The organism is Desulfovibrio desulfuricans (genome assembly GCF_004801255.1).
In the GTDB taxonomy this organism is placed as follows: Bacteria; Desulfobacterota; Desulfovibrionia; order Desulfovibrionales; family Desulfovibrionaceae; genus Desulfovibrio; species Desulfovibrio desulfuricans_C.
The window spans coordinates 3,029,560-3,041,683 of sequence record NZ_CP036295.1; the positions used below are offsets into that span (position 1 = coordinate 3,029,560).

Below are 12,124 nucleotides of genomic sequence, written 5' to 3' on the forward strand. Positions count from 1 at the left end.
GACTGAAACGGGCCGTTGACGCTGTCCAGGGGGCAAAAGATGCTTGCAAAACCTGCTTTCCATCCTGCGAATTTTTGCTTTCCGGCAAGGGCGGCGGGCTTTTTATGCAGGAAGTGTACTCTTACGACTCCACCGGAATAAAAAGACCGTCTGACGCCGCCGGAAGCAAAAAGGCGCGGAGGCTAGTCGGAGACTCCCGACAACAGCCGCCGCATGCTGCTGATAGCCTGCCGCGTGCGGTGCTCGTTTTCAATCAGGGCAAAGCGCACAAATTCGTCACCGTACGAGCCAAAGCCCAGACCCGGCGACACGGCCACGTGGGCCTCCTGCAGCAGCAACTTGGAAAATTCCACGGAGCCCATCTTGCGGAAGGGTTCGGGAATATGCGCCCACACAAACATGGTTGCCTTGGGCGAGGGGGTTTCCCAGCCGATGCGGTTCAGGCCTTCAATGAGGCGGTCGCGCCGTTCCTGGTACACGTCGCGGATGTGGTGCACGCAGTCTTCCGGGCCGTTGAGGGCCACGGTAGAGGCGATCTGGATGGGCTGGAACATGCCGTAGTCAAGGTAGCTCTTGATGCGGGCAAGGGCGTGGATAAGGTTTTTGTTGCCCACGCCAAAACCCACGCGCCAGCCGGGCATGGAGTAGCTCTTGGACAGGGAGTAAAATTCCACGCCCACTTCCTTGGCGCCCTTGGCCTGCAAAAAGCTGGGGGCCTTGTAGCCGTCAAAGACCAGATCGGCGTAAGCCAGATCGTGCACGACCCAGATTTTGTTTTCTTTGGCGAACTCGACGATCCTCTGGAAAAATTCCAGGTCCGTCACTTCCGTGGTGGGGTTGTGCGGATAGCAGAGAAACAGAACCTTGGGCTTGGGCCATGCCTGACGCATGGCTGCCTCAAGGTCTTCAAAAAAGTTGCGGCCATGACCGATGGGCACGCTGCGCACATCTGCGCCGGCAATGATAGGCGCATACTTATGGATGGGGTAGGTCGGGTCGGGGGCAAGCACCACGTCGCCGGGCTCAAGAATGGCCAGCGAAAGGTGGGCGAGGCCTTCCTTGGAACCCAGGGTCACAATGGCTTCGCTGTCGGGGTCGAGCTGCACGCCGTAGTGGCGGGCATAGCGATCACATATGGCTTTGCGCAGGTTCGGAATACCGCGCGAAAGCGAGTAGCGGTGATTCACCGGCTTTTGTGCTGCCTCAACAAGCTTGTCGACGATGGGTGCGGGCGTTGCTATGTCCGGATTGCCCATGCTGAAGTCCACGATGTCGATATTCTGCCGACGCAGCCGCATTTTCAGGTCTCCCACCACCGCAAAAACGTAGGGGGGGAGGCGGCGAATCCGCGAAAACTCTTCCATGTCTGATAGCTCCTCATTTGATCGACATGCAGTCTTTCCTGCAGTGCCGCGACAAGGTCACGCCCGCACCGTGCGGGCATGGACTCCGCCCTGCCGCGCAGCCTCACAGGAAGCCAGTGCGCCCTCAACGCGCTCACAACACGTTGAAGACGATTTTGTCATACCACAGCATAGCCAGCCGTGCGCATGTTTGTAAAGCATTGCGGGGCATCGAACTCCTTGGCGCGGCATGTTTTTTGTGCCGTTATCGGCGCAAGGGCGCTTGTCGCGCTTTGCCTTCATGGCGTACTCGTGTATCTTCGAAAAATACATTGCACTTATGCGGAGGAACCCCATGGAAGACCACATTCGCTTTGACAGGCAAAATATCGCGCTGCATCTGCTTGACCAGCGCCTCTTGCCGGAACAAGAAGCGGACGTGGTTTGCCGCAGCACAGACGACATCGTGCACGCGCTGCAAACCATGGTTGTGCGCGGAGCGCCCGCCATAGGCGTCACCGCCGCCTGGGGCTGCGCGCTGGCCCTCAACGAAACCAGCGGGCCAGACTGGGCCACCCAGCTTGAGGAACTCCTCGACCGACTGGCAAACGCCCGCCCCACCGCCGTAAACCTGCGCTGGGCCGTGGACCGCATGCGCAAATGCTGGTGGAGGGCCATAAACAACGGCGGCGGCAACCGCGAATCGCTGCTGACGGTTTTTCTTGACGAGGCGGCCAGAATGCAGGCCGAAGACGTGGAAGCCTGCAAAACCCTGGGCCGCTTTGGCGCGGACTGCCTCAAGGACGGCGACACCGTGCTTACCCACTGCAACGCCGGGGCCCTGGCCACGGCGGGCTACGGCACGGCGCTGGGCGTTATCCGCGGGGCCGTCGAGCAGGGCAAACGCATCAAGGTGATTGCCGATGAAACGCGCCCCTTTTTGCAGGGCGCCCGCCTGACCGCCTGGGAACTGCACAAGGACAACATCCCCGTTACCGTGGCCTGCGACAACGCCTGCGCCCTGCTGATGAGCAAGGGCCTTGTGCAGCGCGTGGTGGTAGGCGCGGACCGCATTGCTGCCAACGGCGACGCGGCCAACAAAATCGGCACATATGGCGTGGCTCTGCTGGCCAGGCATTTCAATATTCCTTTTTACGTGGCCGCGCCGCTCTCCACCATCGACCCAAGCACCCCTGACGGCAGCGGCATCCCCATCGAGCAGCGCCCCGAGCGCGAGGTCACCCATGTGGGCGACAAGCGCCTTACCCCTGTGGATGTGCCCGTGTACAATTTTGCCTTTGACGTGACCCCTGCGGCGCTCATCACCGGCATCATCACCGAAAAAGGCGTGCTGCAGCCGCCCTACGGCCTTGCCATCTGGGCGGCCCTCAACGAGGCCAGCGCAGCGTCCGAAGCCGAAAACTCCGCAACCGAGGAGCGTTAGGGGCCTGTATGAAGGAGCTTGTTCTTGTCATAGGCCCGGCCCTGCCCGAAGCTGCGCGAGCCCTGTGCACCGCGCCCGGTTACGGGTCCGGCGGCAAGCCGGAATCCGCAACCGGCGGCCCCCTGCCCGAGCGCGTCGTCGCGCATTGGGACGGCTGGGAGGCCCCTGCGGGCGAAATTTCGCTTTCGGCCCGACTGCGCGGCGAGCTCAAGGCCATCCGCGCCGAGCATGTGACCTGGGGCCACGATATGGGCCGTCTGCCCATCGCGGGCCGCGAAGTGCAACACTGGCTCCGGGGCGGCGAAAGGCTTTCCATGTGGTGGTGCTCGCTCCTGTACGAGCGTCACCCCAAGATGACCCCCGGCCTCTACACTGTTTACAAACTGCGCGCTCTTGAACGCCTGATGGATGAAGGCTGCTTTGCGTCCCTGCGGGTTTTTGGCGGGGACGACGCCCTCAGACGTGCGCTGGCGCAGATGTGCCGCACCGGCCACCGCCTGTACGCGCAAAGCTGCGACGCCCCCACGCCGCCAGCCCCGGCCAAAAGCCTGTTGCGCAGGCTCTACGAGGCCACGCCCCCGCCCCTGCGCGCGCTGGCCCGCTACGCCCACTGGTGGTGGACAGTACGCCGCCTCCTGCCGCAGACGGCTACCCGGCAGGCGCTGCCGCCCGTTACAGGGCAGGCGGCCACCATTGTGACCTACTTTCCCAATGTGGACATGAAGGCGGCGGAAAATGGCCGCTACCGCAGCCGCTACTGGGAGAATCTGCACGACGCCCTCAACCAGACCGCCCAGGCGGAAACTGGGGCCCGGAGCGGCGGCGGGCATTTTGTGCGCTGGCTTTTTATACGCTTTCCCGCGCCGCAGCTCAGCCTGCCCCAGTGCATTGCCCTACGCGACCGTTTTCGGCACGAAGGCAAGGACGGCGCAAGCTTTCATTACCTTGAAGAATTTTTGACCACAGGCGATCTTGTCGCCGCGCTGTTCCGCTACGCGCGCCTGAGCCTGACCAGCCTACGCATCGAAAAGCAGGCCCGCGCGGGTTTTCACTTTTCCGGCTCGCATCTTGATTTCTGGCCGTATCTTGGCCCCTACTGGGCGGAATCGTTCCGTGGCTGGCGCTGCCTTGAGCGCTGCCTGCAGCAGCAGGCCTTCAAGCGCTATGAGGCGCTGGCCGGGCCGCAGCGCTGGACGCTGTTTCCTCTGGAAAACTGCCCCTGGGAGCGCATGCTCACCCAGGCCGTCCACGCGGCGGGCAACGGCCCGGTCATCGGGGCCCAGCACTCGACCATACGGCCCACGGACTTTCGCTTTTTTGACGATCCGCGCACCTTTACGGGCGAGCTGGCGGCCTTTCAGCCCGATGCCGTGCGCGGCAACGGCGAGTCGGCCTGCGTGCAGTGGCGCGAGGCAGGGGTTCCTGCCGACAGGCTGGACGGGGTCGAGGCCCTGCGCTACCTCTACCTTGTGGACAACAGCGCGCAACCGCCGCAAGCCAGCGACGCCGCGCACCGGCAGCTGCTGGTTGTGACCAGTTTTTTTGCGGACGAAACCGAAGCCCATCTGGCCCTGCTTGCCCGCTCGCTGCACGCGGGCCTGCTTGAGGGCTGGAGCATCCGGGTCAAGCCGCACCCCTATCTGCCAGTGCAGGAGCGGCTTAACTCCCTGCTGGGCCGCCGCGCAAGCGAGGTAATGGTTGTGGACGGCCCCATTGCCGACCAGCTCGTGCCGGGCGTGGTGGTGTGGGCCTCCAACTCCACCACGGTCACGCTGGAGGCTGCCATCAAGGGGCTGCCCGTTATTGCCATGCTGCCCACAGACGACTTTGATCTTTGCCCCCTGCAAGACGTAGACAGCCTGCCGCGCACCGGCGGCGTGGACGATGTGGCCCGCGCCCTGCAGACAGCAGCGCCGCTGCGCCTTGCGCCAGCATATTTGGACCTGGACGTAGATCTGCCCAAATGGAAAACACTTTTGCACCTGAGAGACAAGTAATGAATACGCACGACAGAATGGCCGCCCTTGTGCGCCACTATTACTGGGACAGGGATCTCAACTGCGCGCGCACCACGCTGCGCTGCCTTGAAAGCATGCTGCAGGAACCTCTGCACCCGCAGGTGTACGCCGCCGCTGTGGGCTGCCACGGCGCTGGCGGCACGGGCGGCCAGTGCGGCCTGATGGAAGGCGGCTTGCTGCTGATCGGGCTGCGCGGCGCAGAGCTTGGCAAGGATGAAGGAGATATCGTTGATCTGTGCGCCCGCTACGCGGCCCTTTTTACCGAGCGTTTTTCCAGCCTTGCCTGCAAGGATCTGCGCCCCGGCGGCATCCACCCCAACGACCCGCCCCATCTGTGCGAATCCATTTCTGTAGACGCCATATGTCTTTTGCATGACTTTCTTGACGCGATGGCGCTCTCGGCTGAGCCCAATCGCAGAATTTCGGCTTCTGAAGCCGGTGGCGGAGAATAAGGGGGGCATAATGCCCCACTTTGACAAGACCGCCCGTAACGAATAGGTTGCGCCCAGGCATGGTTTGCAACAGCCCTGCCCATGCAACACGCCTGCCGCCTGGCGGGCTTTCACCCTCAACCCTAGTGGAAGGAGCATCCTTCATGTCGTCCGACAGTTGCCACAGTTCCCCTTCGGAACCTGACAGTTTACGTCGCACCACTCTTTCCACGCCCGCCCGTTCCCGCCGCTGATAATCTTCCTGCGGGCAACGCCGCGTGCGTGCCCCAGGAGATTTTATGGTTCTGCGCTCTTCTTTGCCGCATGGCATGACCGCGCCGTTTGGCCGGTTTTTTTCCTCCCGTAAAGGGCACGGCGTCGCTTCGCCGTCTGTCGCGGATCTGGTGCGCCAGGCCGCAGTCCGCATGCTTGACGCCGCACGTGTTGATCCCGACGAGGCGCTGCAGTCGTTCAGTTCTTCGCCTGACGGGCTCTCGCGGCATCAGGTGCATGGCATGCGCCACAAGTTCGGCGCCAACATCATCGCATCCAAGGGCAAGGACAGCCTGCCCAAACGCCTGGTTACCTCGTTTATCAACCCCTTCAGCGTTGTACTGCTGCTGTTGGCCTGCATCTCGTTTTTTACCGATTACCTGCTGGTCGCCGCGGATGAAAAAGACCTCACCGCCGTCATCATTGTGGCGGTCATGGTCTGCATCAGCGGCGTGCTGCATTTTGTGCAGGAATCCCGCTCAGGCAACGCCGTGGCCCGCCTTGAATCGTTGGTCAAGACAACCATAGAGGTCGTGCGCGAGGGCGAGGGCAAGGAGCTGCCCATCACCTCGCTGGTGGTGGGCGACGTGGTGCGCCTGGCCGCAGGCGACATGATACCTGCCGACATGCGCATTTTGCGGGCCAAAGACCTTTTTGTCAGCCAGTCGTCACTCACGGGCGAGAGCGAACCGGTGGAAAAATTTCCCCACGCCCTGCCTGCCGACGTGGCGGCAACTTCGCCGCTGGACTGCAACAACCTGGCCTTCATGGGCAGCAACGTGGTCAGCGGCGCAGCTTACGGTCTTGTGCTGGCTGTGGGCGGCGCAACGCTTTTTGGCTCGCTGGCCCGCCAGATCGCCGCCACCTCCGCGCCCACCAGCTTTGAAAAAGGGGTCAACTCCGTTTCGTGGCTGCTGCTGCGCTTTATGGCCTGCATGACTCCGGTGGTTCTGTTCGTCAACGGCTTTTCCAAGGGCGACTGGGTGGAGGCGGGGCTTTTTGCCCTTTCCGTGGCTGTGGGGCTGACCCCCGAAATGCTGCCCACGGTGGTCTCGGCCAATCTGGTGCGCGGCGCCGTGTTTATGGCCCGCAAAAAGGTCATTGCCCGCAGGCTTAACGCCATCCAGAATCTGGGCGCCATGGACGTGCTGTGCACCGACAAGACGGGCACGCTCACCCAGGACAGGATTGTGCTCGAATATTCGCTCGACATCCACGGCACGGAAGACGCCCGCGTGCTGCGACACGCCTTTTTGAACAGCTGGTTTCAGACCGGCCTCAAAAACCTGCTGGACGCGGCCATTGTCAATCACGCCGACGAGCTGAGCATGCAGCCCCTGCGCAAGGAATACCGGCTGGTGGACGAAATACCCTTTGATTTCAGCCGCCGCCGCATGAGCGTGGTTGTGGCCGACACCACGGGTAAAACCCAGATCATCACCAAGGGCGCGCTGGAAGAAATGCTGACCGTCTGCGCCTATGCCGAATACCACGGGCAGGTGGAGCCGCTCACCCCTGAGCTGCAGAGCGAAATACTGGAGCGCGTGCGCCGCTACAACAGCGACGGCCTGCGCGTGGTGGGCGTGGCGCACAAAACCATGTCCGCGCCGGGCGGCGTTTTTTCTGTAGCGGACGAAAAAGACATGGTGCTGCTTGGCTATCTGGCTTTTCTTGATCCGCCCAAGGATTCTGCCTCAAGGGCTCTGGCCGCCCTCAGCGAGCACGGCGTACGCGTCAAGGTGCTCACCGGCGACAACGACGCCGTGACCCGCAGCGTGTGCCGTCAGGTGGGCCTGCCCGGCAAAAACATTCTGCTGGGTGCGGACATTGAGGGCATGGACGATGCGGCGCTCAAGGAAGCGGTGGAAAAAGCCGACATCTTCGCCAAACTGAGCCCGCGCCAGAAGGCCCGCATAGTGACCTGCCTGCGCGGCAACGGTCATGTGGTAGGATTCATGGGCGACGGCATCAACGACGCCCCGGCCATGAAAAACGCTGACGTGGGTATTTCGGTCGATTCCGCCGTGGACGTGGCCCGCGAATCAGCCGGGGTCATTTTGCTGGAAAAAGACCTCACCGTACTTGAGGCCGGGGTTATGGAAGGTCGCCGCACCTATGCCAATATTATAAAATATATTAAGATTACTGTAAGTTCCAACTTCGGCAACATGTTTTCGGTGCTGGCGGCCAGCGTGTTCTTGCCGTTTTTGCCCATGACGCCGCTGCAGATTCTGGTGCTCAACCTGCTGTACGATGTTTCGTGCACGGCCATGCCCTGGGACAACGTGGACGAGGACTTTTTGCGCAGCCCCCGCACATGGGACACGGACAGCATACGGCGCTTCATGTTCTGGCTGGGACCCACCAGTTCGATCTTTGACCTCGCAACCTTTGCCCTGCTGTTCTGGGTTATCTGCCCGGCGGTGGTTGCCATGCCCGCAGGCGGCTGGCACGCCATGAGCGGAGCCGATCAGGCCAGCTTTGCCGCCCTGTTTCAGGCGGGCTGGTTTGTGGAATCACTGTGGACGCAGACCATGGTCATCCACATGCTGCGCACGCCCGGCATCCCCCTGCTGCAAAGCCGCGCCGCATGGCAGGTAACCCTGCTCACGGGCCTTGGCGTTGCGGTGGGTACGGCCATTCCCTTTACCAGGCTGGGTCAGGGGCTGGATATGGGCGCGCTGCCCGCCGCCTATTTTCCCTGGCTGGCCGCCGTGCTGGCGGGCTACCTGGCCCTTGCCACGCTGGTCAAGCGACTGTTTATGCGCCGCTACAACACCTGGCTGTAGAAGCGCGGGCGGTCAGGGGCAACACCCCTGACCGCCTGTTGCGAAAACCTGTCCGCCAAGTTCGCTACGCCCGTTCACCGGCATATCCGCCTGATGCAGGCGGCTGCGGCCATGGAACAAACACAACTGTCAGCGCGCGCTGTCAAAAAAATCCTTCTGGTCCCGCACTCCGTAAAGAAACGCGCCCCGGTGGTCTGCGGCGTCGCCAGCATACACGGCCTCGGCCTTGGCGCCTCCGACAGCCTCGGTGTAGCCCACGGCAAGCGTGGACACATAGGGCGGCATGACCTCATCCACCTTGCCGTAATAATAGCGGCAGGGCGTCACCGAGCGCCACATGAAGGCCTGATTGTCGCGCAATCTGCTGAAAAACGCGTTCACGCCCGCCGATGACTGGGCCATGACATCCTCTTGCACCAGGTCGGCGATTTTGGCGGGTATCTGCGCCTGCAATTGCTGCCAGCCGATTTTGTTCTCGTAAAAATTGCGGCAGGCGGCCTCGTATTCCGGCTTGATGACGGTTTGCGGCAGGCCGTGCATATCATAGTAATAGGCGTACGAGTAGGTAAACAGGATGACGCTGCCCGCAAGCCACGTGGCGTCAAGCGGCGTGGGTTTGTTTATCCAGCGGGTCAGCAGCAGATAGAGGTCGGCTGGCGTGGCGGCGGTGGCGGCGGCCTTGACCGGGATGTTGAACGTCTCCAGCCTATGCCGCAACTGCTGGGTGCTCCAGCTGCCCTGCGACCAGCCGCTGAGATAGAGTCCGTCCTCCTCAATGCCCAGATCGGCCAGCACTGCGCGCGCGGCAAACAGCATGTCCACGCAGGCCTGCACCGTGGCCTCGCGCACCATGTAACTGTCTGGTTCGGTTGAATCGCCTTTGCCGATGTAGTCTGCGGCGATAACTACATAGCCGTTACCGGCCAGACGGGCGGAGACAATGCGTGTTTCGTCCGATTCTTCTGGCCGCGAGGGCACGGCCGTGCGCGTAAATACCGTGCCGTGCTGGTACGAAACCACCGGCAGTTTTTTTTGCACCGTCTCCGGTACGACCACCAGACCGGAGGCCAGCGTGGGCCTGTTGCCCTGCTCGGGGATCACGGTTGCATACTGCACCTTATAAAGGCGCACGCCGTTTTTTGCCTTGGGGTACTGCACCGCAAAATTGCTGAAAGCCGCTACCTCCGCCGACAAAATTTTATCCAGCCGGTCAGCGCTGTAATCGCCGATGTGCGTGTAGCGCACGCCCGAAGCGACCGCCTTGTAGTCCGCCGCATTGGCGTTGAAGGCCAGCAAGATGAACAAAATGACAATGCTTGTGGTCTGCCGCATGGAGCCTCCGGGTTGGGTGGTTCTTTGCTCCACACTACCTGTGCGGCCGACATTTGCAAGCCCGCCCCGGCAGCGCAGACCGGGCGGCTGCAAAAAAAAGGACCCCGCCAAAAGGAGGGGTCCTGAACAGGAGCAGCGATGCCGGGCTTAGCGCCCGGACTTCATGCTGGCGATCAGCCCGCGCAGCACCTGCGCCTGCTGGGCCATTTCGGCAACTGCCACAGCGGAATGCTGCATGGCCGAGCTTGTCTCGAGCGAAATGCGGTTAACGTCCTCAATGGAGTGGTTGATCTCTTCGCTGGTGGCGGACTGTTCCTCCGCCGCCGTGGCGATGGACTGCACCTGCTGGGCCGTGGCGTCCACCAGCTGCACAATTTCGCGCAGCGCCTCGCCCGATGTGCCCGCAAGGCTTGTGGTGCTGTCGATCATGCCCACCACCTGATCCACATTGCCCACATTGTTGCGGGTTCCAGTCTGGATATCGCGGATGGCGTCGCCCACTTCCTTGGTGGCGGTCATGGTTTTTTCCGCCAGTTTGCGCACCTCGTCGGCAACCACGGCAAAACCGCGCCCGGCCTCGCCCGCACGTGCGGCTTCAATGGCCGCATTGAGCGCCAGCAGGTTGGTCTGATCGGCAATGTCCGAAATAACGCCCAAAATCTGCCCCGTACTCTCGGCCTGCTGGCCCAGAGAGGTCATCTCTTTTTTCAGCTCCATGGCCTGGGCCTGGATGCGGCTGATGTCCGCAACCACACGCTCCACAACTTGCGCGCCGCTCTCGGCCTTGCCCTTGGCGTTTTTGGCCGAGTCCGCTGCCTGCCCGGCATTGCGCGCCACCTCAAGCACGGTGGCGTTCATTTCTTCCATGGCGGTGGCGGTTTCGCCCACGCGGGTCGTCTGGCTTTCCGCCCCGCGACTGGCCTGCTCCACCTGGGCGGAGAGCTCCTCGGACGCGGTGGTGACGGCTTCCACCACTCCCTCAAGCTGGGTGGCGGCGTGCAGCATACCCTCGGCCTTGGCCTGCTCTGCGGCCAGGCGTGCGGCCTCGGCCTCTTCCGTCGCTCTGGCCGCGCGGTCCGATTCTTCCCTCGCGATGCGGCTTTTTTCATCGGCTTCGGCAATTTTGCCCTTGAGGCTGCCCACCATGCTGCGCAGGCTGTCCGCCAGCTTGCCGATTTCATTGCGCCGCACGAGCGTCAGGCTGCGGTCAAGGTTGCCGGCCGCCACTGACCGGGCGTAGGCCTCCAGCTCTTGCAGGGGTTTGACGATGATTTTGTCCAAAGCCACAAGGGTAATGCCCACGAGCAGAAAAATGGCGACAACACCCGCGCCGACCATGATATTGCGCTGGTGGTTGGCCGAGGCTTCAATCTCATTGCGGTCCATGGTGATGACGACTTTCCAGTTCCAGCCTGGCACTGGGGCCCAGGCCAGCATCTTTTCCACGCCATTGCGGGTAAACACCTCCGCTCCGGAGGGCGTAGCCAGAACGCGGGCCATGCCCGCTTCCTTTGAGACGTCCTGCAGCACCCGCCCGCTATCTGGATGCCCCACCATTACGCCCGTAGGGGCCACAATAAAGGGATATCCGGTTTTGCCCAGCCGGATGTCGTTGATATATTTTTCCATCAGACCGTCGATGGAATAGGCCATGCCCACGCCGCCGACCACCTTGCCCGACTCGTCCGTGACGGCGTCGGCAACGCCCACGATGGCTTTGCCCGTAATGGCGCTCTTGGACGGGGTATCGCTGAGGCCCGGCTTGCCCTTGAAGGTTTCACGCACGTACTCGCGGTGCGCAAAATTTTTGAGGCTGCCTTCCTTGCCGTGCACGCGGTTGATGATCTGGGTGCCCTCGGTATCAAACAGAAAAAAAGAATTTACCTCGCCAGCGGAAAGCGACATGGCCGCAAGCACGCCAGCTGCCTCGCCGTTGTCGAGCCGGGTACGCAAAAACTGCTTGAGCGCCGGTTGCTGCACCGTGCCGTGCAGCACCATTTGCTGCTGCTCGCCGAAGTCGCCCAGAGACTTGGCAATGGTGCCCGCCAAAAGCCGCATTTGATCAACACTTGACGTCAGACTGGCCTCATGGCTGTACCGGGCTACCACAACTATCAGGGCAGACTGCACCGCAAAAACAACGCTGCCCACAAGAAGCATCATTGCCAGTCTGATGCTGCGTACCGACATAACTTAGCCTCCTCACTGCAAAACAGATTACTTGCTATCAGGCCGTTCACTGCCGTTTGCTCGGAAACCACATTGGTTATCTAAAATATGGAAATGAAGAGCCATTGCAATATACATTCCATTATATCAATTCCCGAAATTTATATATTATATATTGAAATAACATAATATTTCAAATTATCTGACTTTTAATTTTCATGCCCGCTCGGCTGCGTGTTGCCCATGCGTTAACATTGGCTTTCAGATAATTAACGCCGTGGTTCTGACCGGACGCACCCTGGCCGCGCGGCAAACACTGGCGTAC

7 protein-coding genes are annotated in these 12,124 nt (G+C 61.6%); 4 read left to right on the forward strand and 3 right to left on the reverse strand.

Annotated elements, in window-relative coordinates:
- Positions 1-182: 182 nt before the first annotated feature.
- Positions 183-1,364, reverse strand: a complete 1,182-nt coding sequence (locus tag DDIC_RS12775; protein ID WP_136400794.1) for an aminotransferase class I/II-fold pyridoxal phosphate-dependent enzyme — start codon at positions 1,362-1,364, stop codon at positions 183-185.
- A 334-nt stretch (positions 1,365-1,698) separates the two neighbouring features.
- On the opposite strand from DDIC_RS12775, the gene mtnA reads away from it, so the two are divergent.
- The 4 genes from mtnA to mgtA all read left to right on the forward strand — a co-directional run bounded on the left by mtnA (position 1,699) and on the right by mgtA (position 8,298).
- The gene (gene mtnA / locus DDIC_RS12780; protein WP_136400795.1) at positions 1,699-2,787 is read left to right on the forward strand and encodes an S-methyl-5-thioribose-1-phosphate isomerase; all 1,089 of its coding nucleotides are present in this window, start codon (positions 1,699-1,701) and stop codon (positions 2,785-2,787) included.
- An 8-nt stretch (positions 2,788-2,795) separates the two neighbouring features.
- Positions 2,796-4,784 (forward strand): TIGR04326 family surface carbohydrate biosynthesis protein, encoded by a 1,989-nt coding sequence (locus DDIC_RS12785; protein ID WP_136400796.1) that lies wholly within the window; start codon positions 2,796-2,798, stop codon positions 4,782-4,784.
- Positions 4,784-5,257 (forward strand): C-GCAxxG-C-C family (seleno)protein, encoded by a 474-nt coding sequence (locus DDIC_RS12790; protein ID WP_136400797.1) that lies wholly within the window; start codon positions 4,784-4,786, stop codon positions 5,255-5,257. The genes DDIC_RS12785 and DDIC_RS12790 overlap by 1 nt, the downstream gene beginning before the upstream one ends.
- A 278-nt stretch (positions 5,258-5,535) precedes the next feature.
- Positions 5,536-8,298, forward strand: coding sequence for a magnesium-translocating P-type ATPase (gene mgtA / locus DDIC_RS12795; protein ID WP_211088881.1), 2,763 nt, complete (start codon positions 5,536-5,538; stop codon positions 8,296-8,298).
- Positions 8,299-8,427: 129 nt separating this feature from the next.
- On the opposite strand, the gene DDIC_RS12800 is transcribed toward mgtA, so the two are convergent.
- Both DDIC_RS12800 and DDIC_RS12805 read right to left on the reverse strand, forming a co-directional pair.
- On the reverse strand, positions 8,428-9,630 hold the full coding sequence (locus DDIC_RS12800) for an alpha/beta hydrolase family protein (RefSeq protein WP_136400798.1): 1,203 nt from the start codon (positions 9,628-9,630) through the stop codon (positions 8,428-8,430).
- Between the two features lie 147 nt (positions 9,631-9,777).
- Positions 9,778-11,820, reverse strand: coding sequence for a methyl-accepting chemotaxis protein (locus DDIC_RS12805; RefSeq protein ID WP_136400799.1), 2,043 nt, complete (start codon positions 11,818-11,820; stop codon positions 9,778-9,780).
- Positions 11,821-12,124 lie beyond the last annotated feature (304 nt).